Annotated in this window: 13 protein-coding genes; 11 read left to right on the plus strand and 2 right to left on the minus strand. The window is 59.5% G+C overall.

Features of this window, described 5'->3' with window-relative positions; translation table 11 throughout:
• The first annotated feature begins 2 nt into the window (after nucleotides 1–2).
• Genes ssuC through HX875_RS15570 form a run of 3 tightly spaced genes read left to right on the plus strand, consistent with a single transcriptional unit; the run spans nucleotide 3 to nucleotide 1,836 of the window.
• On the plus strand, nucleotides 3–791 hold the full coding sequence (gene ssuC / locus HX875_RS15560) for an aliphatic sulfonate ABC transporter permease SsuC (protein ID WP_010167854.1): 789 nt from the start codon (nucleotides 3–5) through the stop codon (nucleotides 789–791).
• Nucleotides 788–1,591: an aliphatic sulfonates ABC transporter ATP-binding protein gene (ssuB, locus tag HX875_RS15565; RefSeq protein WP_177043810.1), complete on the plus strand. Its 804-nt coding sequence runs from the start codon at nucleotides 788–790 to the stop codon at nucleotides 1,589–1,591. Before ssuC ends, ssuB begins: the two co-directional genes overlap by 4 nt.
• Before the next feature lie 29 nt (nucleotides 1,592–1,620).
• Nucleotides 1,621–1,836: a TOBE domain-containing protein gene (locus HX875_RS15570; protein WP_003213899.1), complete on the plus strand. Its 216-nt coding sequence runs from the start codon at nucleotides 1,621–1,623 to the stop codon at nucleotides 1,834–1,836.
• A gap of 103 nt (nucleotides 1,837–1,939) precedes the next feature.
• Here the strand turns inward: HX875_RS15570 and HX875_RS15575 are convergent, their stop codons facing one another.
• A complete protein-coding gene (locus tag HX875_RS15575) occupies nucleotides 1,940–2,575 on the minus strand; it encodes a TetR/AcrR family transcriptional regulator (protein ID WP_177043811.1) in 636 nt (211 codons plus the stop codon).
• Nucleotides 2,576–2,825: 250 nt separating this feature from the next.
• Nucleotides 2,826–4,202, minus strand: coding sequence for a glutamine synthetase family protein (locus HX875_RS15580; protein ID WP_053258553.1), 1,377 nt, complete (start codon nucleotides 4,200–4,202; stop codon nucleotides 2,826–2,828).
• Between the two features lie 278 nt (nucleotides 4,203–4,480).
• On the opposite strand from HX875_RS15580, the gene HX875_RS15585 reads away from it, so the two are divergent.
• The 8 genes from HX875_RS15585 to HX875_RS15620 all read left to right on the plus strand — a co-directional run bounded on the left by HX875_RS15585 (nucleotide 4,481) and on the right by HX875_RS15620 (nucleotide 13,653).
• Complete coding sequence (locus HX875_RS15585) at nucleotides 4,481–5,260, plus strand: gamma-glutamyl-gamma-aminobutyrate hydrolase family protein (protein ID WP_177043812.1); 780 nt, start codon at nucleotides 4,481–4,483, stop codon at nucleotides 5,258–5,260.
• A 39-nt stretch (nucleotides 5,261–5,299) separates the two neighbouring features.
• Nucleotides 5,300–6,658 (plus strand): glutamine synthetase family protein, encoded by a 1,359-nt coding sequence (locus HX875_RS15590; protein WP_177043813.1) that lies wholly within the window; start codon nucleotides 5,300–5,302, stop codon nucleotides 6,656–6,658.
• 58 nt (nucleotides 6,659–6,716) lie between these two features.
• Complete coding sequence (locus HX875_RS15595; protein WP_093203921.1) at nucleotides 6,717–8,081, plus strand: aspartate aminotransferase family protein; 1,365 nt, start codon at nucleotides 6,717–6,719, stop codon at nucleotides 8,079–8,081.
• A 207-nt stretch (nucleotides 8,082–8,288) separates the two neighbouring features.
• Entirely contained in the window at nucleotides 8,289–9,383 is a 1,095-nt protein-coding gene (locus HX875_RS15600; protein ID WP_177043883.1) for a polyamine ABC transporter substrate-binding protein, read from the plus strand.
• Between the two features lie 164 nt (nucleotides 9,384–9,547).
• Nucleotides 9,548–10,642, plus strand: a complete 1,095-nt coding sequence (locus tag HX875_RS15605) for a polyamine ABC transporter substrate-binding protein (protein ID WP_177043814.1) — start codon at nucleotides 9,548–9,550, stop codon at nucleotides 10,640–10,642.
• A gap of 67 nt (nucleotides 10,643–10,709) precedes the next feature.
• Nucleotides 10,710–11,852 carry an ABC transporter ATP-binding protein gene (locus HX875_RS15610; protein WP_003195240.1) on the plus strand — a complete coding sequence of 381 codons (1,143 nt, stop codon included), beginning with the start codon at nucleotides 10,710–10,712 and terminating at the stop codon, nucleotides 11,850–11,852.
• A complete protein-coding gene (locus HX875_RS15615; RefSeq protein WP_177043815.1) occupies nucleotides 11,849–12,769 on the plus strand; it encodes an ABC transporter permease subunit in 921 nt (306 codons plus the stop codon). The genes HX875_RS15610 and HX875_RS15615 overlap by 4 nt, the downstream gene beginning before the upstream one ends.
• Complete coding sequence (locus tag HX875_RS15620; RefSeq protein WP_177043816.1) at nucleotides 12,766–13,653, plus strand: ABC transporter permease subunit; 888 nt, start codon at nucleotides 12,766–12,768, stop codon at nucleotides 13,651–13,653. The genes HX875_RS15615 and HX875_RS15620 overlap by 4 nt, the downstream gene beginning before the upstream one ends.
• Nucleotides 13,654–13,753 lie beyond the last annotated feature (100 nt).

The following is a 13,753-nucleotide window of genomic DNA, read 5'->3' on the forward strand; positions in this document are numbered from 1 at the left end:
CCATGAACCTCGAAAAGTTAAGTCATCGATTGGCGCCCTGGGCGCTGCCGATTCTGTTGCTGGCGGTATGGCAGTTGTCCGTCTCGGCCGGTTGGCTGTCGACGCGCATTCTGCCGGCACCCAGCGCCGTGATCGAAGCGGGCATCAGCCTGGTGCGCAGTGGCGAAATCTGGACGCACCTGGCTATCAGTGGCTGGCGTGCGGGCCTGGGTTTTGTGATCGGCGGCAGCATCGGCCTGGCCCTGGGCTTTATTACCGGTCTGTCGACCTGGGGTGAACGCCTGCTGGACAGCTCGGTGCAGATGATCCGCAACGTGCCGCACCTGGCGCTGATCCCGCTGGTGATCCTGTGGTTCGGCATCGACGAGACCGCGAAGATATTCCTGGTGGCCCTCGGCACGCTGTTCCCGATCTACCTCAATACCTACCACGGCATCCGCAACGTCGACCCGGCGTTGGTGGAAATGGCCCGCAGTTATGGCCTGTCCGGTTTCAGCCTGTTTCGCCAGGTGATCTTGCCGGGTGCCTTGCCTTCGATTCTGGTGGGCGTGCGCTTTGCGTTGGGCTTCATGTGGCTGACGTTGATCGTCGCCGAAACCATCTCCGCCAGTTCCGGCATCGGCTACCTGGCAATGAACGCCCGGGAGTTCCTGCAAACCGACGTGGTGGTACTGGCCATCGTGCTGTACGCGGTGCTCGGCAAGCTGGCAGACCTGGCGGCTCGCGGCCTGGAACGTGTCTGGCTGCGCTGGCACCCAGCCTATCAAGTGAATAAAGGAGGTGCGGCATGACCGCTCAACCTCCACGCCTGCTGCGGGGCATTCCCCTGGCAGTGCGCAAGTTGCGCAAGGCTTTCGGCACGCGGGAAGTGCTGAAGGACATCGACCTGCATATTCCGGCCGGTCAATTCGTGGCCGTGGTAGGCCGCAGCGGCTGCGGCAAAAGTACCTTGCTGCGCCTGCTGGCGGGCCTGGATAAGGCCAGCGGTGGTGAACTGCTCGCCGGCTCCGCACCGCTGAGCGATGCGATTGAAGACACGCGGTTGATGTTCCAGGAAGCACGCCTGCTGCCGTGGAAAAAGATCATCGACAACGTGGGCCTGGGGCTCAAGGGCAACTGGCGCCCACAGGCGTTGGAAGCGCTGGAAGCGGTCGGCCTGGCCGAGCGCGCCAACGAGTGGCCGGCGGCGTTGTCCGGTGGCCAGAAGCAACGCGTGGCCCTGGCCCGCGCCCTGATTCACCAACCGCGCCTGTTGCTGCTGGACGAGCCGCTGGGGGCCCTGGATGCCCTGACCCGGATCGAGATGCAACAACTGATCGAGAACCTCTGGCGCAAGCACGGTTTCACCGTGTTGCTGGTGACCCACGACGTCAGCGAAGCCGTGGCCATTGCCGACCGGGTGATCCTGATCGAAGACGGCGAAATCGGCCTCGACCTGTACGTGGAACTCCCACGTCCGCGGGTGCGTGGCTCCCACCGCCTGGCGGCGCTGGAAACCGAAGTGCTTAACCGTGTGTTGTCGCTGCCCGGCACTCCGCCGGAACCCGAACCTGTTTCACCGCTGCCTACGCAATTGCGTTGGGCTCAATAACTCACTTGTCTTACACAGGAAGAACGACCATGACTATTAAAGCCATCAACGTACGTAACCAGTTCAAAGGCACCATCAAGGAAATCGTCGAAGGTGACGTGCTGTCGGAAATCGACGTGCAGACCGCGTCCGGCATCGTGACTTCGGTGATCACCACTCGCTCGGTGAAAGAGCTGGAGCTGGTGATTGGCAGCGAAGTGATTGCCTTCGTCAAATCCACCGAGGTGTCGATCGCCAAGTTGTGATTGGCGTTCTTGAAACCGCCATCGCAGGCAGGCCAGCTCCCACATTTTGATCTGTGTGGGAGCTGGCTTGCCTGCGATAAGGCCTTTGTGGGCAACACATCAATCAGGCAGTGACCACCCGCTTGGGTAAAAACGCCGGCAGGTAAAGCCCCACATACGCATCAAACACCCGCATGCCTTCCTCGGCCATGCGCGGGGTGATCTGCCCGTGCTGATGCACCGAGCGCGCGTAGACGCGGTCGCTCAGTTCCAGGGCCAGCGCAAACACGTCGACATCGGCGGGCAGGCTCGGCAGCTCGAAGTGCCGGTTGAACACTTCATGCATCAGGTTTCCCAGCTCCAGATCGTGCTGGCGGTCAGCCTGTGTCACTTCGGTCAACCCATGCTGGGCGAGGATCAATTGCCGGGCGGCGGCGTCGTTGCTGTAGATGGTGAGCATGCGCTGTTCCACCACGCCGGACAGGTCGCGCCAGTGTTTGAGTGAATCATGATCGATGGTCGCTTGGATGGCTGCGCGGAAGGCGGCGTGCACATCGGCGGTCAACGCTTCGAGCAAGGCCGGCACACTGGCAAAGAAGTGGTACACCGACGAAGGCGGAATCTGCGCCCGTTCGGCCACGCTGTAGATCGACAGGCTCGCCACGCCTTCGGCGGCCAGCAAGGTGCGGGCGGCGTCGAGTATCGCGTCGATCCGGGCCTGGCTGCGGGCGCGGGGTTTGCGAGGGGCGGGGCGATTCATTGAAGTCTCCTACAGGGCAGCGGGCATTGTACGCAGAGCCACTGGATGATCCATACCTTGTGGCGAGGGAGCTTGCTCCCGCTGGGCTGCGCAGCAGACCCAAACCGGCACCCCGGTCCTGCCTGAAAGAGCGCGGTGTTCTGATGGGGGCCGCTTCGCAGCCCGGCGGGAGCAAGCTCCCTCGCCACAACCGGCATAAAAAAACGCCGCAGGCCAAAAGCCTGCGGCGTTCCTTTAATCAAGCAACCGCTTACACGGTATGCAGGTACCAGTTGTACTCAAGGTCGGAGATGGAGTGTTCGAACTCTTCCAGCTCACTTTCCTTACAGGCGACGAAGATATCGATGTATTTAGGATCGATGTACTTGGCCATCACCTCGCTGTCGTCCAACTCGCGCAGGGCATCACGCAGGTTGTTCGGCAGGCTCTGTTCGTTCTGCTCGTAGCTGTTGCCTTCCACCGGTGCGCCAGGCTCGATCTTGTTGGTCAGGCCGTGATGCACGCCCGCCAGTACCGAAGCCATCAGCAGGTAAGGGTTGGCGTCGGCGCCGGCCACACGGTGTTCAATACGTACGGCGTCGGACGAGCCGGTCGGTACGCGAATCGCTACGGTGCGGTTATCCAGGCCCCAGCACGGCGAGTTCGGCACGTAGAACTGTGCGCCGAAACGACGGTAGGAGTTGACGTTAGGGCACAGGAACGCCATTTGGGCGGGTAGGGTCTCCAGCACACCGCCGATCGCGTGACGCAATGCGGCGTTCTGCTCGGGATCCTCGCTGGCAAAGATGTTCTTGCCTTCCTTGTCCAGGATCGAAATGTGTACGTGTAGGCCGTTGCCTGCCTGGCCCGGGTAGGGCTTGGCCATGAAGGTGGTGTCCATCTCATGGTCGTAGGCGATGTTCTTGATCAAGCGCTTGAGCAGTACCGCGTAGTCGCAGGCCTTTATAGGGTCGGCAACGTGGTGCAGGTTCACTTCGAACTGCGCCGGGGCACTTTCCTTGACGATGGCGTCGGCAGGGATGCCTTGCTCTTTTGCACCTTCCAGAATGTCCTGGAGGCAGTCGACGTATTCGTCGAGGTCGTCGATCAGGTAGACCTGTGTCGAGTGCGGGCGTTTGCCGGAGATCGGCGAGCGGGGCGGTTGTGGCCGGCCATTCACGTTCTCCTGGTCAATCAGGTAGAACTCCAGCTCGAATGCGGCGCAGATGGTCAGACCGAGGTCGTCAAACTTGCTTACAACTTGGCGGAGAACTTCGCGAGGATCGGCGAAGAAAGGTTCACCTTCGAGTTCGTGCATGGTCATCAGCAGCTGCGCGGTTGGGCGCTTTTGCCAGGGTTCATTGCACAGGGTGTCGGGGATTGGATAACAGATTCGGTCAGCATCACCGATGTCCAGGCCCAGGCCGGTGCTTTCCACCGTTGAGCCGTTGATATCCAGGGCAAATAGAGAGGCAGGCAGGTTAATGCCCTTCTCGTAAACCTTGTGGAGGCTGGTGCGTTCGATGCGCTTGCCGCGCACCACACCATTCATATCCGCAATTAGAAGGTCTACGTACAGAACCTCAGGATGATCCTTAAGGAACGCGTTCGCTTCGTTAAGCTGAACGGCACGCGGGGGTACCGACATGATGCAACACCTTTGTTGTTAAAAATATCAATCATTGATCTCTTCGGGTTTCAGTCAACCCGAACGGCATGCCGAAGTCAAGCGAGGCCTTTTTTGCCCTAAAAAAGCGCCATGAGGGCTTTTTTGGGGCTTTTTGGGGCAGTTTTTTGGGATTGGGGCTCTTGGAACCAGCACGTTTGAGCGGGCCGTGTTGTATTTTTTACGGGGGTGTTGTGTAAAAAAATGAACAAGGCTAAGCTCGATTCAAACCCATAACAGCAATAATACCGGGGTGCTTCATGTCTCGCCTGCCGTTAATCGGCGTCACCGCCTGCTCCAAACAGGTCGGTCTGCATGCTTATCACATCAGTGGCGACAAATACGTCCGTGCAGTGGCCACCGCTGCCAAGGGCTTGCCATTGATCATTCCGTCCCTGGCGGATGTGCTCGACCCGGCCAATATTCTTGACGGCCTGGACGGCATTCTTTTTACCGGCTCACCTTCCAATATCGAACCCTTTCACTACGACGGTCCGGCCAGCGCGCCCGGGACTGCTCATGATTCTGCACGGGACCAAACCACCTTGCCGCTGCTGCGTGCCGCCATCGCGGCCGGCGTTCCGGTGCTGGGGATTTGCCGTGGCTTCCAGGAAATGAACGTGGCGTTTGGCGGCAGCCTGCACCAGAAGGTTCACGAAGTGCCGGGCATGATGGATCACCGCGAAGACGACACCCAGCCGCTGGACATCCAGTATGGCCCGGCGCACCCGGTGGCCATCTCCCCGAATGGGGTATTGGCAAGCCTGGGCTTGCCGCCGACGATCCAGGTCAACTCGATTCATTCACAGGGTGTCGACCGCCTGGCGCCGGGTTTTCAGGTCGAGGCCACCGCGCCGGATGGCTTGATCGAAGGCTTTTCGATCCCCGCGGGCAAGGCTTTTGCTTTAGGAGTGCAATGGCACCCCGAATGGCAGGTAAGCTCTAACCCGCACTACCTCGCAATCTTCCAGGCATTTGGCAATGCCTGTCGAAAGCGGGTGATGCAACGCGACGCGGATGCTGCGTCAACTTACGCCTGACCTTTAATGGATGTCAGGAAACACAGCCCAGAGGCATTTATGAGTAACAACCTCGACCAGCTCACCGATTGGTTGAAAGACCACAAGATCACAGAAGTCGAATGCATGATTGGCGACCTCACCGGCATCACCCGGGGCAAGATCTCGCCGACCAACAAGTTCATCGCCGAAAAAGGCATGCGCCTGCCCGAAAGCGTTCTGTTGCAGACCGTGACCGGCGACTATGTCGAAGACGACATCTATTACGAATTGCTCGACCCGGCCGACATCGACATGATCTGCCGCCCGGACGAGAACGCGGTGTACCTGGTGCCCTGGGCCATAGAGCCTACCGCCCAGGTGATCCACGACACCTACGACAAGCAAGGCAACCCGATCGAGCTGTCGCCGCGCAACGTGCTCAAGAAAGTCCTCAAGCTCTACGCCGACAAAGGCTGGCAGCCCATCGTGGCGCCGGAGATGGAGTTCTACCTGACCAAGCGCTGCGAAGACCCGGACTTCCCGCTGCAACCGCCGATTGGCCGCTCCGGTCGCCCGGAGACTGGCCGCCAGTCCTTCTCTATAGAAGCCGCCAACGAATTCGACCCGTTGTTCGAAGACGTCTACGACTGGTGCGAGCTGCAGGAGCTGGACCTCGACACGTTGATCCACGAAGACGGCACCGCGCAGATGGAAATCAACTTCCGTCACGGCGATGCATTGTCCCTGGCCGACCAGATCCTGGTGTTCAAGCGCACCATGCGCGAAGCGGCGCTCAAGCACAACGTGGCGGCCACCTTTATGGCCAAGCCCATGACCGGCGAGCCCGGCAGCGCGATGCACCTGCACCAGAGCATCATCGACATCGCCACCGGCAAGAACGTCTTCTCCAATGAAGACGGGAGCAAGAGCGAGCTGTTCCTGCATCACATCGGTGGCCTGCAGAAATTCATCCCCGAGTTGTTGCCGCTGTTCGCGCCCAACGTGAACTCGTTCCGCCGCTTCCTGCCCGACACTTCGGCGCCGGTCAACGTGGAATGGGGCGAAGAAAACCGCACCGTTGGCCTGCGGGTACCGGATGCCGGCCCACAGAACCGTCGGGTGGAAAACCGCCTGCCGGGCGCCGACGCCAACCCGTACCTGGCGATTGCCGCCAGCCTGCTGTGTGGCTACATCGGCATGGTCGAAGGCATCAGCCCAAGTGCGCCAGTGGTTGGCCGTGGTTACGAGCGCCGCAACCTGCGCCTGCCGCTGACCATCGAAGACGCCCTGGAACGCATGGAAAACAGCAAGACCATCGAGAAATACCTGGGTCACAAATTCATCACAGGCTACGTCGCGGTCAAGCGGGCCGAGCATGAAAACTTCAAGCGCGTGATCAGTTCGTGGGAGCGGGAATTCCTGCTCTTCGCCGTCTGATGCGCCGGGCGCGCCCTTTAAACGGCGCGTCCTCACCTGAAACATCTAGGAGATTGGTATGTCCAGCAACAACCCGCAAACCCGTGAATGGCAAGCCTTGAGCAGCGATCACCACCTGGCGCCGTTCAGCGACTTCAAGCAATTGAAAGAGAAAGGCCCACGGATCATCACCAAAGCCCACGGCGTTTACCTGTGGGACAGCGAAGGCAACAAGATTCTCGACGGCATGGCCGGCCTGTGGTGCGTGGCGATCGGTTACGGTCGCGACGAACTGGCTGATGCGGCCGCCAAGCAGATGAAAGAGCTGCCTTACTACAACCTGTTCTTCCAGACGGCCCACCCGCCGGTGCTGGAACTGGCCAAAGCCATCTCCGATATCGCCCCGCAAGGCATGAACCACGTGTTCTTCACCGGTTCCGGCTCCGAAGGCAACGACACCATGCTGCGTATGGTCCGCCACTACTGGGCGATCAAAGGCCAGCCGAACAAGAAAACCATCATCAGCCGCAAGAATGGCTACCACGGCTCCACCGTGGCCGGCGCCAGCCTGGGCGGCATGACCTACATGCATGAACAGGGCGACTTGCCGATCCCGGGCATCGTCCATATCGCCCAGCCTTACTGGTTCGGCGAAGGCGGCGACATGAGCCCGGAAGAGTTCGGCGTGTGGGCGGCCAACCAGTTGGAAGAGAAGATTCTGGAACTGGGCGTGGACAACGTCGGTGCCTTTATTGCCGAGCCGATCCAGGGCGCCGGTGGCGTGATCGTGCCGCCTGCCAGCTACTGGCCGCGTATCAAGGAAATCCTCGCCAAGTACGACATCCTGTTCGTGGCCGATGAAGTGATCTGCGGCTTTGGCCGTACCGGTGAGTGGTTCGGTAGCGATTTCTACGACCTCAAGCCCGACATGATGACCATCGCCAAGGGCCTGACCTCGGGCTACATCCCGATGGGCGGCCTGATCGTGCGCGACGAAGTGGTCGCTGTGCTGAACGAAGGCGGTGATTTCAACCACGGTTTCACCTACTCCGGTCACCCGGTGGCGGCGGCTGTCGCCCTGGAAAACATCCGCATCATGCGCGATGAGCAAATTGTTAAGCGTGTTCACGACGAAACGGCACCCTATTTGCAAAAGCGTCTGAGGGAACTGGCTGATCACCCGCTGGTGGGTGAAGTTCGCGGTGTGGGCATGCTCGGTGCGATCGAGTTGGTACAGGACAAGGCAACACGCAAACGTTACGAAGGCCGTGGCGTTGGCATGATCTGCCGTACGTTCTGCTTCGAGAATGGCCTGATCATGCGCGCCGTGGGCGACACCATGATCATTTCGCCACCGCTGGTGATCAGCAAGGCCGAGATAGACGAGTTGGTGACCAAGGCGCGGCACTGCCTGGACCTGACTTTGGCGGCATTGCAGGGCTAAATGCTAGGCTCAGAACGCAGCGCCGGTTGGGCGCTGCTTCTGGGATGTTAGAAAAGTGGGGCATTGGTTGAAAGCCGGCCCTTGAACTTGCCAGACTGTCGCCCTGTTTTGTTGCCCTTAGACGGGCTGCGAAACACGTTGTACTTAAAGAACGAACGTGGCCCAAAAAAGAAAAAATTGGAGCATGACCGAATGAAGGCATTAGGTTTGAAGAACGCTGGCAAGACCCTCCTGGCCTTGTCCCTGATGGGGGCCATGGCAGGCGCGGCGCACGCCGACGATAAAGTGCTGCACGTTTATAACTGGTCCGACTACATCGCACCGGACACCATCGCGAACTTTGAAAAAGAGTCCGGGATCAAGGTGGTCTATGACGTGTTCGACTCCAACGAAACCCTGGAAGCCAAGTTGCTGGCAGGCAAGTCCGGTTACGACATCGTCGTGCCGTCGAACAACTTCCTGGCCAAGCAGATCAAGGCCGGTGTTTACCAGGAACTGGACAAGTCCAAACTGTCGAACTACGACAACTTGAACAAATCCCTGCTTAAAGCCGTGTCCGTCAGCGACCCGGACAACAAGCACGCCTTCCCGTACATGTGGGGCTCGATCGGCATCGGTTACAACCCGGAGAAGGTCAAGGCCGCACTGGGCATCGACAAGATCGACTCGTGGGACACCATCCTCAAGCCGGAAAACCTCGCCAAGCTCAAAGGCTGCGGTGTGAGCTTCCTCGATTCGCCAACCGAAATGCTGCCGGTGGCGCTGCATTACCTGGGCCTGCCGACCGACACCCAGAAGAAAGAAGACCTCAAGCAAGCCGAGGCGCTGTTCCTCAAGCTGCGTCCTTCGATCGGCTACTTCCACTCGTCCAAGTACATCTCCGACCTGGCCAACGGCAACATCTGCGTAGCCGTGGGTTACTCGGGTGACGTGCAACAGGCCAAGTCCCGCGCGGCTGAAGCCGGTGGCAAGGTCAAGGTTGCCTACGACATTCCGAAAGAAGGTGCCGGCAGCTTCTACGACATGGTCGCCATCCCTAAAGATGCCGAAAACGTCGACGCCGCCTACAAGTTCATGAACTACCTGCTCAAGCCGGAAGTCATGGCGAGCATTACCAACAGCGTGCGTTTCCCGAACGGTAACGAGAAAGCCACCGCACTGGTCGACAAAGACATCACCAGCGACCCGGGTATCTACCCGCCGGCGGACGTGCAAGCCAAGCTTTATGCAATTGCTGACTTGCCGGCTGCTACTCAGCGGGAAATGACCCGCAGCTGGACCAAAATCAAATCGGGCAAGTAAGCCGACTTGATACCCGTTTTGTTAACCGCCGCGATGCGCGCGGTGGTTAACAAAACAATTTAATGACAGAAAGTTTTGCCGGATCGGTTTATCGAGGGTAAGTTGCGCGCCGGTTTTGTTGCCGGGCAACAACTTCGGGCCCAACTATTTAAGAGGACCTCCACTTGCCAATTTCTTTATTTCGCAAAGCCATGCTGGTGGGTGCAGGTATCACGCTGGCTGTCAGCGTGCAGGCCGCGCCGACTGTGCATATTTATAACTGGTCGGACTACATCGGCCCCGACACCCTGGCCAACTTTGAAAAGGCCACCGGCATCAAGCCGGTCTACGACGTGTTCGACTCCAACGAAACCCTGGAAGGCAAGTTGCTGGCCGGGCGTACCGGGTATGACGTGGTCGTGCCGTCGAACCACTTCCTCGGCAAGCAGATCAAGGCCGGGGCGTTCCAGAAGCTCGACAAGTCGCAGCTGACCCACTACGCCAACCTCGACCCGGCGCTGCTCAAGCGCCTGGAAAAGAATGACCCGGGCAACCAGTACGCCGTGCCGTACCTGTGGGGCACCAACGGCATTGGCTACAACGTCGACAAGGTCAAGGAAGTGCTGGGCGTCGACCATATCGATTCCTGGGCCGTGCTGTTCGAGCCGGAAAACATGAAGAAGCTGGCCACGTGCGGCGTGTCGTTCATGGACTCGGCGGATGAAATGCTGCCGGCGGTGCTCAACTACATGGGCCTGAACCCCAACAGCACCAACCCTGAAGACTACAAGAAGGCTGAAGAGAAACTCCTGAAAGTGCGTCCGTACGTGACCTACTTCCATTCTTCCAAGTACATCTCGGACCTCGCCAACGGCAACATCTGCGTGGCGGCCGGCTTCTCCGGTGATGTGTTCCAGGCCAAGGCCCGTGCGGCCGAGGCGGGCAAAGGCGTGAACATCGCCTACGTGATTCCCAAAGAAGGCGGCAACCTGTGGTTCGACGTGCTGGCCATCCCCAAGGATGCGACCAACGTCAAAGAGGCCCTCGCCTTCATCAACTATTTGCTGAAACCTGAGGTGATCGCTCAGGTCAGTGATTACGTCGGTTATGCCAACCCTAACCCAGGGGCGGACAAACTGATGGAGCAATCGATACGCACTGACGAAGCGGTTTACCCACCGCAGGCGGTTCTCGACCGGACTTTTGTCAACTTCGAGCTACCCCCGAAAGTGCAACGTTTGATGACCCGTAGCTGGACCAAGGTCAAGACGGGCAAGTAAGGCTCAAACTATCCAAGGCTCGTCCGTATTGGGCGAGCTGCACTCTTTTTTTCTGGGAGTTTCGTAAATGGCAGTTGCCTCCGGCGCCTATAAGAAAGCCCTCGAGGGCGACCAGACACCGAAAAAGGTGCTGGTCAAAATCGACCGGGTCACGAAGAAGTTCGACGAGACGATTGCCGTGGACGATGTGTCCCTGGAAATCAAGAAAGGCGAGATCTTCGCCTTGCTCGGCGGATCGGGTTCGGGCAAATCCACCTTGCTGCGCATGCTCGCAGGCTTCGAGCGCCCAACGGAAGGACGCATTTACCTCGACGGTGTAGACATCACCGACATGCCGCCCTACGAGCGGCCGATCAACATGATGTTCCAGTCCTACGCCTTGTTCCCCCACATGACCGTGGCCCAGAACATCGCGTTTGGCCTGCAACAGGACAAGATCCCCAAGGCCGAGGTCGACGCCCGCGTGGCCGAGATGCTCAAGCTGGTGCAGATGAGCCAGTACGCCAAGCGCAAGCCGCACCAGCTGTCTGGCGGCCAGCGTCAGCGGGTGGCGTTGGCGCGTTCCCTGGCCAAGCGTCCGAAACTGCTGTTGCTCGATGAGCCGATGGGCGCATTGGACAAGAAGCTGCGTTCGCAGATGCAACTGGAGCTGGTTGAGATCATCGAGCGCGTAGGCGTGACCTGCGTGATGGTGACCCACGACCAGGAAGAGGCCATGACCATGGCCGAGCGCATCGCGATCATGCACCTGGGCTGGATCGCCCAGATCGGCAGCCCGATCGACATCTATGAAACGCCTACCAGCCGCCTGGTGTGCGAGTTCATCGGCAACGTCAACATCTTCGACACCCAGGTGGTGGACGACGCCGAAGGCCACGCGGTGCTCAAGTGCCCGGACCTGGACCGCGACATCTACGTTGGCTACGGCATCGCCACTTCGGTGGAAGACAAGTCGGTGACCTACGCCATCCGCCCTGAAAAGCTGCTGGTGACCACCGAAATGCCGACCTGCGAGCACAACTGGTCCAGCGGCAAGGTGCACGACATTGCCTATCTCGGCGGCCACTCGGTGTTCTACGTCGAATTGCCGAGCGGCAAGCTGGTGCAATCCTTCGTGGCCAACGCCGAACGCCGTGGCCAGCGCCCAACCTGGGGTGACCAGGTGTACGTGTGGTGGGAAGACGACAGCGGCGTGGTACTTCGCTCATGAACATGAAGAAGTTCAAACGCCAGCTGCAACGAATAACGCCCGGTGGCCGGCATGTGGTCATCGGGATCCCTTTCCTCTGGCTGTTCCTGTTCTTCGCGCTGCCGTTCTTCATCGTCTTGAAGATCAGCTTTGCCGAAGCCGACGTGGCGATCCCGCCGTACACCGAGATCTACACCTTCGTTGAACAGAAACTGCAGTTGGTGCTGAACCTGGCCAACTACGGGATGCTGGGCGATGACGAGTTGTACATCGCGGCGTACCTGGGCTCGCTGAAGATGGCGTTTTTCAGCACCATCCTTTGCCTGCTGATCGGCTACCCGATGGCCTACGCCATTGCCAGCGCCCGCAAGGAAATCCAGACCGTGCTGGTGCTGCTGATCATGATGCCGACCTGGACGGCCATCCTGATCCGCGTGTATGCGTGGATGGGCATCCTCAGCAACAACGGTTTGCTCAACAGCTTTTTGATGTCCATCGGGCTGATCAACGAACCGCTGCAGATCCTCAACACCAACATCGCGGTGTACATCGGCGTGGTTTATTCGTACCTGCCGTTCATGATCCTGCCGTTGTACGCCAACCTGGTGAAGCACGACCAGAGCCTGCTGGAAGCCGCATCGGACCTGGGTTCGAGCACCTTCAACAGCTTCTGGAAAATCACCGTGCCGCTGTCCAAGAACGGCATCATCGCCGGCTGCATGCTGGTGTTTATCCCGGTGGTGGGCGAGTTCGTGATCCCGGAACTGCTGGGCGGCCCGGAAACCCTGATGATCGGTAAAGTGTTGTGGCAAGAATTCTTCAACAACCGTGACTGGCCGGTGGCGTCTGCCCTGGCGGTGGTGATGCTGGCGATCCTGATTGTGCCGATCATCCTGTTCAACCGCAGCCAAGCCAAAGAGATGGAGGGCAAGATATGAAGCGCGTCAGTTTCTCAAGCTTCATGCTGGTGGCGGGGTTGCTGTTCATCTACCTGCCGATGCTGATCCTGGTGATCTACTCGTTCAACGAATCCAAGCTGGTGACAGTGTGGGGCGGTTGGTCGGTGAAGTGGTACGTCGGCCTGTTGGACAACACCCAGTTGATGGGCTCGGTAGGGCGCTCGCTGGAAATTGCCTGCTACACGGCGATTGCGGCGGTGGCGCTGGGTACATTGGCGGCGTTCGTGCTGACGCGTATCAGCCAGTTCAAGGGCCGCACGCTGTTCGGCGGCCTGGTGACGGCACCGCTGGTCATGCCGGAAGTGATTACCGGCCTGTCGCTGTTGCTGCTGTTCGTGGCCATGGCCCAGATGATCGGCTGGCCCCAGGAACGTGGCCTGGTCACCATCTGGATTGCCCACACCACGTTCTGTTCGGCGTATGTGGCGGTGGTGGTGTCGGCGCGCTTGCGTGAGCTGGACCTGTCGATTGAAGAGGCCGCCATGGACTTGGGGGCGAGGCCGTGGAAGGTGTTCTTCCTGATCACCATCCCGATGATCGCGCCGTCGCTGGCGGCGGGCGGCATGATGTCGTTCGCGCTGTCCCTGGATGACTTGGTGCTGGCGAGCTTCGTGTCGGGGCCGGGTTCGACCACCTTGCCGATGGAAGTGTTCTCGGCGGTGCGCCTGGGGGTTAAACCCGAGATCAACGCCGTGGCCAGCCTGATTCTGTTGGCGGTGTCGCTGGTGACCTTCCTGGTGTGGTTCTTCAGCCGTCGTGCCGAAGAACACCGCAAGAAAGCCATCCAGCAGGCGATTGAAGAAGCGGCTGCGGATGGTTGGGAGAAGCCGGCGGACTCGCGTCGTGCACCGGCACCGGTCTAACTGACGGAACCGGCTTTAAAAATGTGGGAGCTGGCTTGCCTGCGATAGCGGTGTATCAGTCAACAAATTAGTCGACTGTCACACCGCCATCGCAGGCAAG

This window comes from Pseudomonas yamanorum, from assembly GCF_013386765.1.
Taxonomy (GTDB): domain Bacteria; phylum Pseudomonadota; class Gammaproteobacteria; order Pseudomonadales; family Pseudomonadaceae; genus Aquipseudomonas; species Aquipseudomonas yamanorum_A.

Coding starts and splice junctions, on each gene's coding strand:
- ssuC (WP_010167854.1), top strand. CDS start 3: ATGAACCTCGAAAAGTTAAGTCATCGATTGGCGCCCTGGGCGCTGCCG.
- ssuB (WP_177043810.1), top strand. CDS start 788: ATGACCGCTCAACCTCCACGCCTGCTGCGGGGCATTCCCCTGGCAGTG.
- HX875_RS15570 (WP_003213899.1), top strand. CDS start 1,621: ATGACTATTAAAGCCATCAACGTACGTAACCAGTTCAAAGGCACCATC.
- HX875_RS15575 (WP_177043811.1), bottom strand. CDS start 2,575: ATGAATCGCCCCGCCCCTCGCAAACCCCGCGCCCGCAGCCAGGCCCGG.
- HX875_RS15580 (WP_053258553.1), bottom strand. CDS start 4,202: ATGTCGGTACCCCCGCGTGCCGTTCAGCTTAACGAAGCGAACGCGTTC.
- HX875_RS15585 (WP_177043812.1), top strand. CDS start 4,481: ATGTCTCGCCTGCCGTTAATCGGCGTCACCGCCTGCTCCAAACAGGTC.
- HX875_RS15590 (WP_177043813.1), top strand. CDS start 5,300: ATGAGTAACAACCTCGACCAGCTCACCGATTGGTTGAAAGACCACAAG.
- HX875_RS15595 (WP_093203921.1), top strand. CDS start 6,717: ATGTCCAGCAACAACCCGCAAACCCGTGAATGGCAAGCCTTGAGCAGC.
- HX875_RS15610 (WP_003195240.1), top strand. CDS start 10,710: ATGGCAGTTGCCTCCGGCGCCTATAAGAAAGCCCTCGAGGGCGACCAG.
- HX875_RS15615 (WP_177043815.1), top strand. CDS start 11,849: ATGAACATGAAGAAGTTCAAACGCCAGCTGCAACGAATAACGCCCGGT.
- HX875_RS15620 (WP_177043816.1), top strand. CDS start 12,766: ATGAAGCGCGTCAGTTTCTCAAGCTTCATGCTGGTGGCGGGGTTGCTG.